This is a genomic window from Vibrio sp. 1180_3 (genome assembly GCF_029478545.1).
GTDB lineage: Bacteria > Pseudomonadota > Gammaproteobacteria > Enterobacterales > Vibrionaceae > Vibrio > Vibrio aestuarianus.
Genome location: NZ_SJFM01000004.1, coordinates 89,489 through 108,517 on the forward strand (window position 1 = coordinate 89,489; position 19,029 = coordinate 108,517).

The 19,029-nt window shown below is 42.7% G+C and carries 18 protein-coding genes and 1 riboswitch; of the genes, 3 read left to right on the forward strand and 15 right to left on the reverse strand.

The features are described 5' to 3' along the window. Positions 1-13: 13 nt before the first annotated feature. Positions 14-871, reverse strand: coding sequence for a Vmh family MBL fold metallo-hydrolase (locus EYW48_RS04195; RefSeq protein ID WP_277431906.1), 858 nt, complete (start codon positions 869-871; stop codon positions 14-16). A 214-nt stretch (positions 872-1,085) separates the two neighbouring features. Here EYW48_RS04195 and EYW48_RS04200 point away from each other — a divergent pair, with 214 nt between their 5' ends. Beyond that, a complete protein-coding gene (locus EYW48_RS04200; RefSeq protein ID WP_053308979.1) occupies positions 1,086-1,955 on the forward strand; it encodes a hypothetical protein in 870 nt (289 codons plus the stop codon). A 55-nt stretch (positions 1,956-2,010) separates the two neighbouring features. On the opposite strand, the gene EYW48_RS04205 is transcribed toward EYW48_RS04200, so the two are convergent. The 5 genes from EYW48_RS04205 to EYW48_RS04225 all read right to left on the reverse strand — a co-directional run bounded on the left by EYW48_RS04205 (position 2,011) and on the right by EYW48_RS04225 (position 5,427). Next, on the reverse strand, positions 2,011-2,442 hold the full coding sequence (locus EYW48_RS04205; protein WP_171979875.1) for a YccF domain-containing protein: 432 nt from the start codon (positions 2,440-2,442) through the stop codon (positions 2,011-2,013). A 117-nt stretch (positions 2,443-2,559) separates the two neighbouring features. Beyond that, positions 2,560-3,249, reverse strand: coding sequence for a sulfite exporter TauE/SafE family protein (locus EYW48_RS04210; protein WP_168524882.1), 690 nt, complete (start codon positions 3,247-3,249; stop codon positions 2,560-2,562). A gap of 154 nt (positions 3,250-3,403) precedes the next feature. Then, the gene (locus EYW48_RS04215) at positions 3,404-4,612 is read right to left on the reverse strand and encodes an MFS transporter (protein WP_053308977.1); all 1,209 of its coding nucleotides are present in this window, start codon (positions 4,610-4,612) and stop codon (positions 3,404-3,406) included. Between the two features lie 53 nt (positions 4,613-4,665). Continuing rightward, complete coding sequence (locus tag EYW48_RS04220; RefSeq protein WP_053308976.1) at positions 4,666-4,866, reverse strand: hypothetical protein; 201 nt, start codon at positions 4,864-4,866, stop codon at positions 4,666-4,668. A 165-nt stretch (positions 4,867-5,031) separates the two neighbouring features. After that, positions 5,032-5,427, reverse strand: coding sequence for a rhodanese-like domain-containing protein (locus EYW48_RS04225; protein ID WP_053308975.1), 396 nt, complete (start codon positions 5,425-5,427; stop codon positions 5,032-5,034). A gap of 280 nt (positions 5,428-5,707) precedes the next feature. On the opposite strand from EYW48_RS04225, the gene EYW48_RS04230 reads away from it, so the two are divergent. Beyond that, positions 5,708-6,643, forward strand: coding sequence for a helix-turn-helix domain-containing protein (locus tag EYW48_RS04230; protein WP_053308974.1), 936 nt, complete (start codon positions 5,708-5,710; stop codon positions 6,641-6,643). A gap of 35 nt (positions 6,644-6,678) precedes the next feature. Here the strand turns inward: EYW48_RS04230 and EYW48_RS04235 are convergent, their stop codons facing one another. Further along, entirely contained in the window at positions 6,679-7,317 is a 639-nt protein-coding gene (locus EYW48_RS04235) for an NAD(P)-dependent oxidoreductase (RefSeq protein WP_053308973.1), read from the reverse strand. Between the two features lie 125 nt (positions 7,318-7,442). Here EYW48_RS04235 and EYW48_RS04240 point away from each other — a divergent pair, with 125 nt between their 5' ends. Further along, the gene (locus EYW48_RS04240) at positions 7,443-8,330 is read left to right on the forward strand and encodes a LysR family transcriptional regulator (RefSeq protein WP_171979872.1); all 888 of its coding nucleotides are present in this window, start codon (positions 7,443-7,445) and stop codon (positions 8,328-8,330) included. Between the two features lie 58 nt (positions 8,331-8,388). Here EYW48_RS04240 and ribB read toward each other — a convergent pair whose 3' ends face one another. The 8 genes from ribB to putP form a co-directional block, all read right to left on the reverse strand. Continuing rightward, on the reverse strand, positions 8,389-9,045 hold the full coding sequence (gene ribB, locus EYW48_RS04245) for a 3,4-dihydroxy-2-butanone-4-phosphate synthase (protein ID WP_168524397.1): 657 nt from the start codon (positions 9,043-9,045) through the stop codon (positions 8,389-8,391). Between the two features lie 93 nt (positions 9,046-9,138). Further along, positions 9,139-9,300: riboswitch (FMN riboswitch) on the reverse strand. Between the two features lie 305 nt (positions 9,301-9,605). After that, positions 9,606-11,585, reverse strand: coding sequence for a methyl-accepting chemotaxis protein (locus tag EYW48_RS04250; protein WP_176245747.1), 1,980 nt, complete (start codon positions 11,583-11,585; stop codon positions 9,606-9,608). Positions 11,586-12,128: 543 nt separating this feature from the next. Continuing rightward, complete coding sequence (locus EYW48_RS04255) at positions 12,129-12,611, reverse strand: DUF1456 family protein (protein WP_176245748.1); 483 nt, start codon at positions 12,609-12,611, stop codon at positions 12,129-12,131. A gap of 187 nt (positions 12,612-12,798) precedes the next feature. Continuing rightward, the gene (locus tag EYW48_RS04260; RefSeq protein ID WP_277431907.1) at positions 12,799-14,250 is read right to left on the reverse strand and encodes a coniferyl aldehyde dehydrogenase; all 1,452 of its coding nucleotides are present in this window, start codon (positions 14,248-14,250) and stop codon (positions 12,799-12,801) included. Between the two features lie 16 nt (positions 14,251-14,266). Beyond that, positions 14,267-14,746, reverse strand: a complete 480-nt coding sequence (locus EYW48_RS04265; RefSeq protein ID WP_053308967.1) for an Lrp/AsnC family transcriptional regulator — start codon at positions 14,744-14,746, stop codon at positions 14,267-14,269. A 178-nt stretch (positions 14,747-14,924) separates the two neighbouring features. Beyond that, positions 14,925-16,814: a methyl-accepting chemotaxis protein gene (locus tag EYW48_RS04270; RefSeq protein WP_277431908.1), complete on the reverse strand. Its 1,890-nt coding sequence runs from the start codon at positions 16,812-16,814 to the stop codon at positions 14,925-14,927. A 261-nt stretch (positions 16,815-17,075) separates the two neighbouring features. Continuing rightward, a complete protein-coding gene (locus tag EYW48_RS04275; RefSeq protein ID WP_171979868.1) occupies positions 17,076-17,303 on the reverse strand; it encodes a hypothetical protein in 228 nt (75 codons plus the stop codon). Positions 17,304-17,513: 210 nt separating this feature from the next. Beyond that, positions 17,514-19,004, reverse strand: coding sequence for a sodium/proline symporter PutP (putP, locus tag EYW48_RS04280; RefSeq protein ID WP_053308965.1), 1,491 nt, complete (start codon positions 19,002-19,004; stop codon positions 17,514-17,516). Positions 19,005-19,029 lie beyond the last annotated feature (25 nt).

The following is a 19,029-nucleotide window of genomic DNA, read 5'->3' on the forward strand; positions in this document are numbered from 1 at the left end:
CTTTTAAAACCGGTTACCACTGACGCTCACCAGTGTTTACTTGAGCACTCAGTTCTAAGTCTTGTTGACCTGGCAATTTTGGGTAAGCTTTAACCATTTCTGCCACCACTTGTTTTGAATCTTTCGCCTTACTGAGCGTTTTTTCAAATTGACCAAGGTAATCTTTAGTAAACGATACCGCTTCAATACCTTGTGGCATATCACCCAAATAATGCCCAGGGATCACTCTAACTGGCTTAAGATCTGCCATTTTATCCAATGCTTGAACCCATTCAGATCTCGCTTCAGGAGTTTGACTATCCGCTGTCCATACATGCATGCCAGCCGTTACTGCAACGCCACCAAGAACAACCTTTTGCGATGGAACCCATAGATAAGATTGATGGGTGTTCAGTTCTTTTACATAGATTTTTTCACCTTCTAAAGAAAATTCACTGCGATTAAATACCTTAGGTACAAAAACTTTGCTTGGCGCACTATCGGCTAAAATCGGCCCCCAGTACTGAAGTTTTCTATCTTTCGTCTCCTCAATGTGCTGTACAACTGCTTTGCTTGCTAGCACATTGACATCCGGAAATGCTGACACTAAAGGCTCAAGGCCAAAATAAAAGTCTGGATCGCCACCACTGATATAAATAGCCGTCAACTCTTTACCTGATTGCTTGATCATATCAACCAATGCTTGACCATCTTTAGTACCAAATTGAGCATCAATCAATATGGCTTGTTTTTCTCCACTAATTAGAGTGGAACTGACGGGGAAAATCCCCTTTTCTCCTGGGTTATAAGTTTGGAAAGTCAGCGCAGCTAGGCTAGAAAAAGAAACACCTGCTAAAAGTAAGCCGGTTAAAGCACGTTGTTTGAATGTCATTATTAATACCTGTTAGTCATGATTCGAAGTGATAACAAGCTTATTGTTTTTCAATGAGAACAAATAGATCTAAAATAGAATATAACTAGTTCAAATTTAGATACAAAACAAAGGAAAAACTCGCTGCATCCATCACTTTAGTGCAGGCAGCATTGAGTTTTATGAAAAGCATGTGATTGAATAGCAAATATTTTCCACTATTTTTGAGGTTTGAATGAAACCAGAGAAAATATCCACCTCAGCGCTTGCGAAAATTCGCCAGCTAGAAGCTAAACAACTTTTTAGTGACCTCAAAAAAGCAGGATATATTAACCGCCACGATGAAAAATGGGTGCTCACCGAACTCGGCGCAAAATTTGGCGGCGAATACGTCGATCATCAAAAGTTTGGACAATTCATCGTTTGGCCTGAAAACTTATTAATCGATTTAGACGCTAACCGTGGTATCACCCTTAGCGCCACGCAATTAGGTGAACGCTTTAAACTCAACCCGAAGAAAATTAACCAACTGTTGAGTGAACTAGGCTGGATAGCGAAAAGTGACACCGGCTGGAAAGTCACAAAATCGGGCTTACGAGCAGGAGGGCAGCAGCGTGAAGGGAAAGAATCAGAAAGCCAATTCGTCGTTTGGCATGATTCAATAACTCGTAATAAACGTTTAAAGCAGTCCGTTATTGAATTTTGCGGGCAAGATGCTGAAACACACTCCACCGATAAATCCTACTCCAGTTTTCGTCAAAAATTTGAAGCAAAACATCGCACGTTGGATGGCCATTACGTTCGATCAAAAGGTGAATTATTGATTGATAACTGGCTTTATATGGCAGGTGTGGTGCATGCCTATGAGCGTCAACTTCCTATCGACCAAGATATTACCAGCGATTTTTACTTACCCGCAGGTAAAGTCTATCTCCAATATTGGGGCTCAGATTCAGGACCGACGGCAGAAAAAGATCAAGAAAAAGTACGCATGATTTATCACGAACACGCTTTTAATCTCATTGAACTCAATTATGAAGACGTAACCAAACTGGATGAGATACTGCCAAGCAAGCTGCGGGCATTCGGTATAAAAGCCTATTGAACTAAGGAAATTAATACTCCGAAGACGCCCTCGGAGTATTAAAAAAGATGATCAACTAGCGATGAGGAGAATAACGCGCACGCGCGGCTTCTTCTTTCGGTACAATGGTTTTGCCAATCGGCGCTAAAGAGATCACGGCTAATTTCAAATGCTGCAACGCAAATGGAATACCGATAATGGTAATAAAGCATGCGCAAGCAGAAAGGATATGACCAACCGCCAACCAAAAACCTGCAAAAATAAACCAAATGACATTGCCAATAAAACCAAGTGGACTGGTGCCAATATCGGTTTCATTGGTCAATTCATCGCGCGAGATCGCTTCTTGGCCGAATGGGAAAAATGAAAAATTACCGATCACAAAGCAGGCTCGTCCCCAAGGAATACCGATAATACTGATGAAGGCGAGCAAACCGAAGAACCACCACGCCAAGCCCATAAAAATCCCACCAAACAAAAACCAAATAATGTTACCCAACGTTCTCATAACTTCACCTTTTCCAAAACATACTTTCGTTATCGATCGCTTAAATTACAAGCAACCTAGTGCTAAATTAGATACCGTTAAGTATCCCAAACCATACTTAACTGAAGATTAACAAACTTAAAACAGCCCTTGCCACACCGCCGTTGCGCCACTGATAGAGCATAACAACAGCGCCCCAACGCGAATTTTTTCTTTGGGTAACGCCTGCGTGGTCATCAAGGCCAATTTATACCCAACCCACGCTGCTGGAATTAACGGAATGGTAATCCACAAATGATGTACAGTTAAAAACCCAGCGGGTAGCTGAATCATCAAAGAGATGATCGAGCTGAAAACAAAGAAAGCTGAAAGGTTGCCACGTAATTGATTAGCCTCTTGGTGCTGTAGCAGCAATGCCATTGGTGGCCCACCGATCGCAGAACTGGTGCCAAAAAAGCCTGAGAAAAAACCCGCAACACCCATGCGCGTAGGGGTCGGTTCAATACGAAATGGCAGTAAACTCACCACCACCGCAAACAGCACTAATAGACCTAACCACAGTGCTAATGCATCGGTTGACACCATCACTAACAAAAAACCACCAGCGATAGAGCCTGGAACACGACCAATAAGCGCCATTTTCAATCCACCAATTTCAATATTACTGCGATGCTTCATCGCATTGAGTATTGAGATAAATAACGCCACTAAACAGATGGGGGCCGGCACATAATCCGGTGAAACGAGAAATAGCAAAGGCGCAGCGACAATCGCTAATCCAAAGCCAATCGCCGTTTGCACGAAAGATCCAAGGAAAATAAGGAACATGGCAATCAACGCAGGCGTAGTAATCCACTCAGACACAAAAACCTTCCACTCTAAAAACAAAAAAATTCTGAGCTCATAATATAGAAGAACTCAGAATCAAACCAACATCATAAAATTGATTTCAGGTCTGCTTGGACTCAACTTGTCATGACACTTAGCTCGCAACGGCCAAGCGAGGCATGGGTTTGTCGTTAATTGGCAGATGTATCAAAGCGGCAAGCAATGCTAGCACCACCGTCGACCACCAAATAGGCTCATAAGAACCATAGTAATCATAAATACGACCACCAACCCATGCTCCTAGAAAACTACCCACTTGGTGGGTGAAGAATACTAAACCATAAAGGGTAGAAAGGTAACGAGCACCGAAAATTTGACGTACCAAGCCTGAGGTTAATGGTACAGTCCCTAGCCAACAAAAACCAATCGCTGCGCCGAATATGGCTGCGGTTTGCTCAGTCACGGGTAATGTCACAAACCCGCCAATCACCACAGTTCGCATCAAATAAAGCGCAGTCATCACATAACGTTTATTAAAACGATCGCCCATGACACCCCAAAAATAAGAACCAAAGATATTGAAGATACCCACATAGGCTAAGGCCATCGCCGCACTTGAGGCAGGCAACTGTTTGTCTGCCAAATAACTTGGTAAATGAGTAGCAATAAACATCACGTGGAAGCCACACACAAAGAATCCTGCGTGAATTAACCAATAACTGCGATGTGAAAAAGCCTCTCGTAAAGCTTGTTTCAAGGTTTGCTGGTTAACCATACCCTGCGCTAAATTGACTGCTGGATCTACTTTGTTCATAAATAGCGCAAAGGCAATCATAGCACTACATAACATCGCAAATATTTGCAAAGTGCCTTGCCATCCAACATCAGCCAATAAAGTTTGCGCTCCGGGGATCATCACAAACATGCCAAATGAGCCCGCGGCGGTGGTGAGTCCAAATGCTTTTGCCGCATGTTCTGCAGGAACCACTTTAGCTACTGCACCAAGCACAATGACATAGCTAGTCGCACTGAGCCCTAAACCGACCAAGCCCCCTAACGTCAGGTACAGTAAACTAGGTGTTGTCGCAATCGAGGTCAAATATAAACCTAGCGCATAACTAATAGCCCCAAGGATAATAATGCGCTTTGCCCCCCAACGGTCAGCAGCCATTCCAACAAAAGGCTGGAACACACCAAACAGTAAGTTTTGTAAGGCGATAGCAAAACTGAAGAACTCTCGTCCCATCGAAAAATGTTCCGAGATAGGAAGCATAAAAATGCCGAAAGATTGCCTAATACCAAGACAGATGATTAGGATGCCGATCCCTAACCAGACTAAAAGGGGAAATCTAAAAATACTCATAAGTTGTTCTCGTAAGTAGTGTTGAGCAAAACACGACCTATATAAAGGATTCGTTAGTGGTGTGTAGAGTGTGCACTATGGCTATGGTGAGCAACGTTATGATGTGAATGCTCACTTTGTTGGTGACAACCACTATTCATAGCTTGCTCAGCTAGCAGTTGTAATAACCTTGGTGAATGGTGAACCACGACCAATGACAACACCAACAACAGAGTCATCCTCATCAATTGAGCCCAAATAGATTGCGATGACATACGCCCGAACCTCGTTTTAAATAGTCCAAATCGATAACCTAACTCATAGGTTTAACGAAAAAATGAGCACGCATGTTAGAGACAAGTTCACCATCAAGCTAATGACGATTAGTGAATAATACTATGCGTTTTTTGCATAGTATTCCGAGCCAATACACCCCAAGCTCATTCTCTCCTCAAACTAAAACCCTCATCCACCCAACCAGTGACACCACCAATCATTTTTTTCACCGGACGACCTAATTTTGCCAAACGAATCGCGGCCTTTTCGGTGGCATTACAATGAGGGCCAGCGCAATAAACGACAATTAAGCGATCAATTGGCAAACTAGCCAACGTCTTTTCATTTAATCGGCCATAAGGAATATTAAGCGCACCAGCAATGTGGCCTTGCTGGTAGAGAGCCTCACCTCTTACATCAAGTAATACAAAGTCTTGCAAACTATTACTTAAAGCATGATGGACGTCCCAACAGTCGGTTTCAAATTGCAAAAGCGCTTCAAAATGCTCAAGCGCCTTTTGACAAGAAGCAGCGGGAATACGAGATACAGCACTAGTCATAAATAATCCTTATTCAAATATCCTCAGCGATTTCATGCTGAAAGTAAGTCTGTATCTCATTATTACCAACAAATGCATCGTCTAACATTGGCTAAAAAGACATCTATCGTTAAGATTAAGCCAACATCATGCTAACCGGTTTTCTACTCTCTGGAATCCGGCACAATGCTTTGGCAGCGATTTTGTGCATTACTGTTCTGTATGAAAAATTTGAATGCCACACGCTTTAAAGCTAATAACCGTGACCGCAGTCAATTACGAAAAAGAGACCGGATAAGATATGTTAAAAGTTGCGATTTTGTCTCATGCACACGCATCACTGTTTGAGTTAGCCTGTGCTGTTGAGCTGTTTGCGTTGCCCCGGCCAGAGTTTAAAAATTGGTATCAAACAGATGTTATTAACCTAGAAAACCAAACGTTTGAAAGTACGGGAGGCGTGTTAATCCAAACACAGTATGTGACTTCAATTCAAGATTACGACGTGCTTGTCGTGCCAAGCTGGCCAGTAAAACCGATGAGCATCCCTGTAATGATTGCGCAACAAGTTTTGCAATTCGTTCATTCAGGCAAACGGGTGATCACGTTCTGTTCAGGTGCTTTCCTACTGGCTGAATTGGGCATACTCGATGGAAAACAAGCCACAACCCATTGGGCATTCGCACAAGACTTCCAAGCACGTTTCCCTAAGGTTAATTATGCAGCAGATGTGCTGTATGTATTTGATGGGCATATCGGTTGCTCGGCAGGCAGCGCCGCAGGGTTAGATTTAGGACTGGCAGTAATTCGTCGCGATTTTGGCTACCAAGTAGCAAACCAAGTAGCTAAGCGACTGGTTGTGTCCGCCCACCGAAGTGGCGGACAATCTCAGTTTGTTGATTCGCCAATGCTGGCCGTACCCAATCAATTCTCACAGGCGCTACATTGGGCACAAAAAAACATCGACCAAGCTATCAATATTGAAACCATGGCGGCCAAAGCAAATATGTCGCGCCGTACATTTGACCGAAAATTTCGCGCTAGTTTTAACCTTTCACCTAAAGCATGGCTTATCCAGCAACGAATCGAACGAGCAAAAGGTTTACTCGAAACTGAATCGGTGAATATGGAAACACTCGCCCAACTTGCTGGTTTTGATAACGCCACAACTTTGCGTCATCATTTTCGACGCTTAATCGGCGTATCACCTAAACAATATCGACAACAATTTTCCGGTTAATGTTATTTAGGTGAAAAAAGCAGAAGCAATACGCCCTAGTAAGCGACACCTATACGCTGGCTAGGGTGAGCCGCACTTTCAAGCTCATCAATCATTGCTACGGCGTAATCGCTTACGGAAATTCTGCTATTGCCTTGCTCATCAGACAACAAAGCATCACTACCAATTCGATAAGCACCTTGCTTATCTCCAGGGAAAATTTCTGCTGCTGGGCTAATAAAAGTCCAGTTAACCGCACTATCGCTTGTACGCAATACTTCTAACGCTTCACCCTGAGCTAATGCTTCCCCTTTGTAAGCCTCAGGGAAACCTTCGACAGTGACTAATTTGACACCTGGCGCTACCTCTAGTGAACCAGCACCACCAACCCACAGTAAACGACCTACCCCAACAAGAGGCAACTCAGACAGAAGCTTTTTCGCAGTTGCTGCAACAATGTCGTGGTTTCCAGATGCGCGACCACCGATCGATGCGATTACAGCCTCGACATCAGATAAAGCTGACGCCACTTGAATCAAAGGTTGCTGTAAATCAAAAGTATGTGTTTCCACCCCCTCAGCCGTCACTTTGCTTGGGTCACGAACCAATGCGACAACTTCATGCCCACGAGCTTTAGCTTCATTAACGATATGACTACCAATCCAACCTGACGCGCCTAATACTGCAATTTTCATAACTTGTTTCCTCATTCATTTACTGTTTTTCGACAACTATTGCAGTCTAATAGCTAACCTAAACAGGAAAAACAGATGAAAATGATGTAGATTGTATCAATATAAGTAACCAATAGAGATTCTCGATGGATAGACTCACCGCCATGCGCAGCTTCATTGAAGTGGCTAATACCGCCAGCTTTACTAAAGCTGCCGATAATTTAAACCTAAGCCGCTTGCAAGTATCGCGACACGTGCAAGAAGTGGAGGATTGGTTGAAGCAACGTTTGTTGCATAGAACGACTCGAAAAGTTAGCCTCACGACCGCAGGTGAAGATGCTCTGGCGCGCTGTGAGCAAATACTTCACCAAACCGCAGAGTTGGAATTGCGGGCATTAGAACAATCTCAACAACTTTCTGGAACCATTCGCATAGCCGCTCCAATTGGCCTTGCGCAAAATATGCTTTTAGATGTTGTACAAGCCTTCATTAGCCTTCACCCGCTGGTCATGATTGATATAGTCGCCTCTGATCGGTTATCACAATTGGTTGATGAACGAGTCGATATAGCCTTGCGCTTTACCCAGCAACCGGATGACACCTTAATAGCACGCCGCTTGATACGCGTCGATACCATTGTCTGTGCTTCGAAAAATTATCTTGAACAGCATGAAGTCATTACTCAGCCGAGTGATTTATCTCAGCACAACTGCTTTGTGCACTTAAGTAGTGATAAATGGAATTTCGTGCGAGACAATCAGCATTATTCGGTGCAAGTCAGCGGCAACCTTCGGGCCAATGATATGGGTATATTAAGCCGAACTGCTATCAATCATCATGGCATTGTGCGTTTACCCTGTGACCTAGCCAACCCGCTGATTGCGAAAGGGCTGCTTGAGGTTGTGTTGCCAGAGTACCATTCTCCTAGCAATGCACTGTGGGCAGTGTACTTATCTCGTAGCTATCAAACTCCAGTGGTAAGACAGTTCATAGATTTTATCGCGGAAAGTTGGAAAGAGGACATGACAGCCTAGCAGGCTTGTATACAAAAAATGATTAGTTAGGGCGCATAATGCGCCCTTGATTCAATGATTAAGCCAATTTCAAATCATACTGATTACGATACAACACCATGTCTTCGATGGTTAGAACCGGCATATTATGCACGCGCCCAAATTCAATAATTTCTGGGGTTTTTGCCATAGAGCCATCCGGGTTCGTCAATTCACACAAAACTCCCGCAGGCATTAAACCTGCCATTTGCATTAGATCAACCGTACCTTCGGTATGACCACGACGAGCTAATACCCCACCTGCACGTGCACGCAATGGGAATACATGTCCCGGACGGGCAAGGTCATCAGGTTTGGCATCCAACCGCGCTGCCGTTTTAATCGTGGTCACACGGTCTTGCGCGGATACACCAGTAGTGACGCCTTCTTTCGCTTCAATAGAGACGGTAAACGCGGTTTGGTTTGCGCTATTATTGTTTACAACCATCGGCGGTAATTCTAGTTTGTTCGCTTGTGCATCGGTCAAACATAAGCAAACAATGCCACTGCATTCACGGATCATCAATGCCATTTGCTCGGTTGTCAGTGACTCTACTGCATAGATAATGTCGCCTTCGTTTTCACGATCTTCATCATCAAGCAGTAAAACCCCCCGACCTTGCTTAAGGGCTGATAATGCATTTTCAACGCGAGTAATTGGGTCACCGAATTCGGCAAGAAGTGATAACTGATTCATGGTTCTACTCCTAAAAAATCACCAGAATCAGGGCGTAATATGAGGGATCAAATCCAAAACGAATTGCACCAGTTAATCGAATAACTGATGTTTTTTCATTCTCTCTCATCCGGACTATAACCGTCGGCTCTGGCCTCTCACCAGATCTGCTGACCTCGAAAAATCGAGCGCTCGCGGGCTCATCAACTCCAACCATGAAAGTGTGTAAGTCAATATACCGCCGGTGGGGAATTACACCCCGCCCTGAGAATTTAAAAAAATATGTGTGCTTAGAAAGCTCAAGCATGTTAGTGGTTTTGAACCCAGATGAAAAGTGACGAGTACTGCAACGTTAAAACTTATCCAAGTTGCAGTATGTGAAATTTGGCATCAGAGTCATAACCGTCAACTTGACTGAAAACCGTTTATCAAAGAACTATACCAAAACCACTTGAAGTTGCAGGTAGGCGACCAATGAGTTCATCACCATGAGCATAAATAAACCATGTGATTGGGGTGAGTGAACGTCGCCCACACCGCTGTAGCTTCAAGTAGGAAGAATATACCTAGTATTTTTAAAACTAACTCTTAAACGTACTCGCAAGATTTTTCAATGAGCTGGCTAACTCTGCTTGCTCCTTGGCTGTAGCAGCTATTTGTGTTGCTCCGGTTGTCGCTTCTGTTGATTTCTCCTCGACTGAAATCACATTTTGCGCAATATCTTGCGTTACTACCGCTTGTTCTTCGGTGGCCGTGGCAATTTGAGCTGCCATGCTAAATATTTCACTCACTGATTTCGAAATTACCTCCAGAGTTTCTTCTACATTTTTAGAGCTTTCCACTGATAATGTAGCTTTCTTCTGACTATTATCAATAACACTGAATGCCGCTTCTACATCAGATTGAAGCGACGCAATAAAACCTTCAATTTCTGAAGTGGATTTTTGAGTACGCTGTGCAAGAGTTCTGACTTCATCCGCGACCACCGCAAAACCTCGGCCTTGCTCACCAGCACGGGCAGCTTCGATAGCCGCGTTTAGAGCAAGTAAATTGGTTTGTTCAGCGACAGACTTAATGACATCGATAACATTATTGATGTTATTGCTGCTCTCATGTAAATGAGCGATTTTTGATGCTAACCCATCAATTTCGGTTGCTAGGCTTTCAATGGAGTGATAAGAGTTTTGAACGGTAACTAGGCCGCCTTGCGCTTGTTCATCCGCTAGTCTAGACAATTCCGCAGTGTGCTGGGCTTTATTAGCCACTTCGTTCACCGTAGCCGAAAGCTCTTCGGTTGCTGTTGCGATCAAGCCAATTTGCTCTTGCTGCTCAACCATTGATCGTGAGTTATGCTGACAAGTTTGAGACGTTTCTTCAGCAGCCGAAGCCAATGTCATACTTGAATGAGATAAATTATCTATGACCTTAGCGAATTTTTCTAAAGTTGAATTTAGCGATGAAGAAACAATACCTAATTCACTTTGATCAACATACTTAGCACGTAGTGTTAAATCATTATCACTTGTGGCATGCGCCATTACCGAAGTCAGATCCTTCACTCTCGCCGCTAAATCTTTAAAGGTGTAGAACGAGATAAAAGCAGCGACAACGGTAATCAATGAAAAAATAAAAATATTCATTAGCATGGAGGTTTGAGCGTCTTGCGATTTTTGTTCGGTCAGCTCAATCAAAGACTGAGCAATATGGCTTTCTGTTTTTTTCAACAGTGATATACGACCCGTTGATTGAGTAAACCAATGCACCGGATCTACATTAAAGTAGCTTGATTTCGACAAAGCTAATTGGCGCAGTTTTTCTACTTCAACAATAAAATTATCTTTTAATTGCTGTTCATAAAATTGCTTATTGTCATCATTAGCCAATACGTTGAAGTTTCTAAAGTACGTATTTTGCTCAGTCACTAATGAGATAAACTTAATAAGCATTCCCGGTGCGAACTCATCCTTTGAAAAAGTATTATTTAAAACAGCGCGTTCAATACCCGCACGCTCTTTACCCTGCAAAAAATTGTAGTAAGCAACGACCTGTTGGGTGATTTTTGCATCTGTACTCAATTCAACAATTAAGCCAGAAACACTCAGTAACTGAGCATTTAATTGCGTGTAATAAGCCAGTGCATCGGAAAGTGCGATTGATTGTGAATCAACCTGAAGTCTAATCGAATCAATTTTATTTAAGCTCTGATTGATTGACTGATTCAGTTGATTGATCATTTGAAAATCTATTCGCTCTGTCTGCCAGTAATCATTACGAAGTTTGTTTTTTTCATCGGAAGCACGACGCTGGGATTTGAGTTCATTCCCAAACTGACTACCTTTTGAGCCTAGGTAGCCAGCCGTCATTCCTCGTTCCTTTTGCAGCTCATGGACAAGCTCACTGTACACAACAGATAAGTGCGTTAATTGATTTAGCGAAGACATCTCCTTGGTTGTCGACACGCTCTGAGCGATTGAAGATCCACTTAGCCACAAAAAACCTAAAATAGGGAGTGCAAGCAATATGATAATTTTTTGCTTAACAGAAAAATTAGATATATTCATTGTTGTTTCCTAGCTACATCACGTTGAACGTTGAACCCTTAACCTTAAGGCCTTAATTTTTTATAGTTATAAGTAGGCACTCAAAAATATTGAACAACAAAATCAACTTCAATTACCCATAATGGGTATAACTTTGTTTATGCCTGGTAGAAAGGAGGGGGATGTTTTTTTTTGGATCATTAGTTGATATTAGTCACATTTAAAACCAGCCAACATTCTTCCATATACATACATTCATTCAATAAACGAGCATCTCCCTCTCAGATAATTGTAGAGCATTTTTGCACATCGGGATTTTTACTTTATTTTTTGAGACGATACAAATAATATGACGAGGCCACATTAACGAGATGAGTTGCTATTTACAGTGTAAAATTAGCTATACCCAAACAACTTGAAGTTGCAGGTAGGCGGCAAGTGAGTTCATCCCCATGAGCATAGATAAACTATGTGATTAAGGTGAGCGAATGCTGCCAACACCGCTGTAGCTTCAAGTAGGAATGGGCATAAAAAAGCCACAATATATGTGGCTGAGTGTGTTAATTAGTTTACCGATTCTTGATATTCTCGTTTGTCTTCAGGGCGTAACTGACGTTGCACACCCATTAAAAAATTACGCAAAATCTGGTCTTTACACTCACGATAATGTTTATTGTCTGGTTTACGGAAAAACGCATTGAGTTCATGCTTACTTAAACTGAAATCGACAACAGCTAAAGTATCTAAAATATCTTCGGCTTTCATATCTAAAGCGATACGCAATTTCATAAAAATCATGTTGTTGGTTAAGCGAGCCTCTGGCTGTGGTTGCTCACCTTCACGCTTACCGCGGTTGGTGTTGATTAACCCATTAAGAAATATCGCCAGCTCAGTATCACTAAACGCAGCGTCTGTTTCTTTGCTTAACCAAGCAGAAATTTGCGCTTGAGTTACTTGGCTATCAGCAGCAGCAAAAATTTCAACCATAGTTGAGTCTTTAAAATCGAAGGTGTAGCGAATGCGGCGTAAAATATCGTTATTGGTCAAAATAGATCCTAGGGTTAGATTTAACCAGTGCCGTCAACATGACAGACTGTGAAGCAATAGCCCGCCACTGTAGCAGAATAGCCATAAGCTAACTATTGATTTCATACCGAGAAAGGAAATGCTAGCTGGAAAATGTCAAGCACACCAATTGAAGCAAGCCCGACATCAAAAATGCATAGTCAGTTGGCTAGCGTATAAACCAACGTCTCAACATCGGTAAAAAGACCCTGCGATAGCGCAATAACCAATGGCTGCGTGGTAGCCATTGTGGAGAAGTGAGCACGGTTTTGGCATGTGAAAAGACCTTGAAGCCTTCAATGCCATGGTAGTGCCCTATCCCCGACTCGCCGATACCACCGAACGGAGCGTCATCTGCTGCAACATGCAGTAACGTATCATTCACCGCTACGCCACCACTGTGGGTATTGGTCGTGATCAGTTGCACTGCTAAGTTGTCATTGGTCATTAAATATAACGCCAGAGGACGTGGACGAGCATTCACGTAAGCAATCGCATCATCCAGCGTTTGATAACCAATAACCGGTAAAATAGGGCCGAAAATCTCCTGCTGCGTCACCAACATAGATTCATCGACTTGTGTAATCAGATGAGGTAAAAACTGCCGTCCAATACTTGAATCACTAGTGTTTTGTAAAGGGTGAATGTTCGCCCCTTTTCGCTCAGCGTCCTCGAGATAAGATTGTAATCGCTCAAATTGAGTCTGGTTAATAATATGAGAAGTATCAAAGACTCCACTCTTGAGCGTAAAATTCTTTTTAAAACGTTTGAGATAAAGCTCAGTGAAAGTTGAAACTTTAGCTTGTGGGACTAAGACATAATCTGGCGCGACACAAATTTGCCCAGCGTTCACCGCTTTACCCAACATGATGTTATCGACGCTACGTTTTAAATCGGCATCATCGGCAATAATGACTGGAGATTTACCGCCTAATTCCAATGTTACCGGGGTTAAGTTTTTCGCAGCCGCTTGTGCCACTAATTTTCCAACTGGTGTTGAGCCGGTAAAAAGCAAATGATCAAACGCTAGGGCACTAAATTTTGCGGCTACGTTAGCATCGCCTTGCACAGTGGTAATCGCTTCTTCCACAACCGAAAAAATACGCGCCAAAACCTGATTAGTCTGTGGTGTGTATTCGCTCAATTTTACCATCACTCGATTGCCAGCCGCCAGAGCCGTCACTATTGGAGCTACACTAAGAACAATAGGAAAATTCCACGGCACAATAACCCCGACTACACCTAGTGGTTGGTAATGAACCTTTACTTTTGACGGAAATAACAGTAATCCATTGTGGCGCGGGCTTGGTTTTAACCACGATTTAAGATGCTTTAAGGTGTAATTGATATGCGAAACCGCAGGAAGAAGGTCACAAATAGTGCTATCAAAATCGCTTCGATAGCCATAGTCGTCACTTAATGCTTGAGTCAGCGCTTGCTGTTCATTGATCAATGCCTTTTTAAGAGTGATTAACCATAGACGACGTTGGTCAACACTCGGATATGGTGCACTATTTGCGCACTGCTTAAGCTGCACAAATTGCGTTAAAATATCCGTTTCACTTAATGAGGTGACAGGTGATTCTACCTGCTCTCTCTGACTGCCTTCAGCTTGCAACATAGACCCTTCGTTTTAATTACAGCATGTTTGAAATAAGTTCAGGATTGATACCAAAACTGGCTTTATGTTCTTCAATCACAAACTCACTACGTGTCTGAATAACCCCTGGCAATGTTCCAAGTTTACCAGACATAAAACCTTGGTAAGCCTTCATGTCTTTCACTCGTACTTTGATCATGGTATCAAAATCACCAGACAACGAATAACACGCTTCAATTTCAGGAATGTCGGCAACCGCTTCAGCAAAACGTTCAAAAATAGAGAAGCTTGTTTGATCTAATCGAATATGAATAAACACCTGCACATCTAAACCCAATTTTTCTGGACAAAGTTCTGCATGATAACCTTTGATATACCCTTCTTTTTCTAGGCGCTTGACACGATCAGAACAAGGAGAAGTGGTTAAATTGACTAATTTTGCAAGCTCAACAACAGGCAAACGTCCTTTGTTATGCAAAATACGTAAAATTTGTTGATCAATTCGGTCTAAGTTCATGGTGCTCAATGTGAGTTAACAAGTCATCATGTGACATACAATAATGCCTTATGTCGCTATGCCTAGATACCTTAGCAAGGCATTGTGATAGCGGTCACATTGAAGCTAAAAGAAAGCCAATCAGAAAAACTGACTGGCTATCAATAAAAACGACTTTTTTTCACATCAATGATGTTTGCTAAAGTTTAAAGCGGGAAATTTCCTTATCAAGCTCACTCGCAAGGCCGCGTAATGCACGCGCCTGCTCAACTGCGCCCTGTGCATCATGAGCTAATTGATCACTCACCTCACGTACTGACTCAGTATTACCGTTTATATCTGCCGTCACTAATGATTGCTCTTCAGCTGCGGAGGCAATTTGCGTCGCCATATCGCTGATCATTTGAATCGCTTCACTGATCGCATTTAAGCTCTCACCCGTTTGATTAACATCTTGCACACTGGTTTCTACCAATTTATGACTTTCGGTCATCACAGAAACTGCATTAGCCGTTACCTTCTGCAAACCTGCAATTTTAGACTGAATTTCTTCAGTTGATGCATGAGTTCGCTGAGACAAAACTCGCACTTCATCTGCGACCACAGCAAAACCACGTCCTTGCTCACCAGCGCGAGCCGCTTCTATCGCCGCATTCAGTGCCAACAGGTTCGTTTGTTCAGCAATAGAGCGGATAGTTGAAAGAATGGTTGAAATTTCATTACCATGCACTTCAAGCTCGCCAATAATACCCACCGCATTGTTTAGCTCTTGTGCTAATTGATCAATCGACTGTTTGCTTTGCTGCATTTGTTGGTAACCTTGCGCACCAAGCTCAACCGATTCATTAGCATTTTTTGCCGTGTTATCAGCATTACCAGCGATTTCTGCCGTGGCCGAAGCCATTTCGGTTACCGCTGTTGCCACCATGGTGATCTCATCTTGCTGAGTACGAATTCGCTCACTACGTTGAGTGGCTGCGCTAGCAGCTTGATTCGCTCCTTGGCTAAGAGACTCGGATACCTCTTTTACATTTTTCACCATCACATGCAGGCGATCGACAAATTTATTGAATTTGTCCGCAACTAATCCGACTTCATCTTGGCTATGCACTTCCAAGCGGCGAGTTAAATCACCATCACCTTCAGCAATATCAGAGAGTGCTTGAGCAATATTACCAAGTTCCGTTAATTGGCGAGCCACAAACCACGCGGTGGTCAACGCAAGGACAATCAAAATCGCCAACGCGATCAAACTTTGATTAAGTAACATCTCATTCAGTGGTGCTTCCAGAACGGCTTTATCCATGATCATCACTAGCAGCCAATCAGTATGAGCAATGCTTTGCGCCATCAATACTTTGGCATGACCATCAATATCCATAAACAGTGGTTGGCCTGAGTCAGCAGTTGCTAACAGGCTACTTATCGTCAAATCAGTGGCAATCTCTTGAGTGGGTTTTAAGATCAAGTCTTGATTTGAATGCGCAACGATCAAACCTTTCTGATTAACTAAAATAGCTTGACCTTGCCCTGGAACTTCAATCGCCAAGACATCCTTCATTAATTTATCTAACGCTAGGTTTGACGCAGCCACCCCAATAATTTGACCATTTTGACGCACCGGTTCAGCCAAAGTTACCACCAACGCTTGCATCGTCACGCTGACATAAGGTGCCGTGGTGATCGCCTTACCTGCTGCTTTGGCTTCTTTATACCACCCACGAACTCGTGGATCATAACCCGCTTTATTAAGTGAAGGATCATGACGATACATCTCACCTTGCTCATTACCGTAGTAACTTAGCCCAAAAGCGCCGGATTTCAGTGTTTGACGCAAGTGAGGAACAATATCTAAATTGGGGTTGAGTTCAATTTCTTCTTTTAAACCATTCAATGAATGCTGTTTACTTTCGAACCAATCACCGATTCCTTTAGCATTAGCCTGTAATACGTTTCGACTTTCGCTTTCTATGGCCCGCCAACTGTCTGCTTTGGAGGATTGATACCCCACCATCACCAATGCAACAGCCGTGAGCGCAATGGCAATAACAACAGAGAAAACCATTTTTCTCTTTAAACTAATTTGCATTGAACTGCTCCTTAATGATGAATCAATTTAATTGATACTCACTAGAGAATATGACAAATACCAGATGTTTTTTTTGCTTTAACTAGCAATACAAGATTTTGGTGCCATGACTAAAGTAATAAACGTGCATTAAGTCATGTTTAGGGTAGAGAAAATGAGGACTAATATCAGCCGAAGATAATTGAATACTAAAGGATGAAATTCAGAAGATGTCTGGCTACAACCATAGACTTGATGCAGCCAGTAAACAAATGATGAGTGTTAAATCACACGAACACGGGAAAAGTCAGTTTGGTTGAGTGTCGATTGATGATTACACACTCGGCAAAAACCTTGCTTTTCCATTTTATAATAAGCTTCGCCTTGGAATACTAACGAGAGAAATTTTTGAACCCCTTGCCATGTCGAACACGACTCAGTCTGGCAACGCTTCATCACTACTTTGTGCGGTGTTTGTTTACGACAGCAGTTGCAATACGCCTTTGGCATGGTTCATCCTCGCTTATACCGTTATTGACAATTGACGTATTTTGCGCCAATTAGTTCATTCACCTCAAACTTTAGTTTTAATTTCGTGACATTAATTCACAAAATTAGCCATAAATATCGCCATATTTTGGCTAAAAATCACAAATATCCTGCAAAAAATAAAAAAGCCCCACAACGTGAGGCTTAAAATCAATAAGAGAAGATGATCAATTAATCAAGTTCAACCAACTGTTTTTTAAATGTGGCATGTTGCGCTTTAACTGACGCTTCTGGCTCACCGGTCATTAAGCTCACAATAACAATCGCTGCCGTTGAAAGAATAATCCCTGGGACAATCTCATACACATCATACCAACCGCCAGAAAGTTGCTTCCAAACCACAATTGTGATGCCACCGACAATGATACCAGCTAAAGCACCATTACGATTCATACGAGACCAATACAGACTCAACACTACCGCAGGGCCAAATGCTGCACCAAAACCAGCCCACGCATAAGAGACCAAACCAAGTACGGAGCTGTCAGGTGTCATTGCTAATACCAGAGCAACGATAGAAATCAGGATAACAGCAAAGCGACCAACACGGACGATCTCTTCTGATGTCGCATCTTGCTTGATCACTTGTTTGTAGAAATCTTCAGCTAAAGCTGAAGAAGAAACCAATAGCTGTGAGTCCGCGGTACTCATGATCGCGGCTAAAATCGCGGCCAACAAGATACCAGCTACCACCGGATGGAAGATAGCATTGACCAACAACATAAAGATTTTTTCGCCATCGGCCAATTCAACTGAAGCCGTATTGGTGACATAAATGAGACCAACCAAACCAACTAACAGTGCGCCAGCCATAGACAATGCTGTCCAGATAACCGCAATGCGGCGCGCTGTGGTTAAGTCTTTATTTGAACGAGACGCTTTGAAACGAGCCAAAATATGTGGCTGACCAAAGTAACCAAGGCCCCATGCCACCAACGAAATGATCGCGACCGCAGAAAGAGGTTCACCTTTTACATCATTCCACATGGTCAATAATTCAGGGTTGATGGCAGATAAATCACTGTTCAACTGACCAAAACCGCCGTTCATTGCAGCAATAGGAACAATCATCAGTGCAGCTGCCATTAACAAACCTTGCACTAGATCTGTCCAAGATACCGCTAAGAAACCACCAAATAACGTATACGACACCACACAAACCGTACCAATAATTACCGCTGTTGAGTAATCTAAACCAAATACCGTTTCAAATAATTTGCCGCCAGCCACCAAGCCAGAACTGGTATAAAAAAGGAAGAATAAAAGGATAAAGAACGCTGAAATGGTTTGGATCAGTTTTGATTTATCATTGAAACGACGTGATAAAAATTCAGGAAGGGTCAATGAGTCGGTGGTAATACTGTACGTACGCAGACGTTTAGCATTGACCAACCAGTTAGCCCAAGTACCGAGTAATAAGCCACCTGCCAACCAGAAGGCTTCGATACCAGCAGCATACGCGTAACCCGGTAAACCCAGCAGCAACCAACCACTCATATCAGAAGCACCAGCAGACAATGCTGCTGGCCAAGGTCCTAGTGAACGGCCACCAAGAAAGTAATCCGATGAGTTTTTCGTTCGTTGATAAGCGATAACACCAATAGCCAGCATCAAAATAAGATACAGGATAAAGGTGCTTGTAATAGCAAAGCTATTTTCCATTGTGTTTGTCCTCTTTAAAAGATCG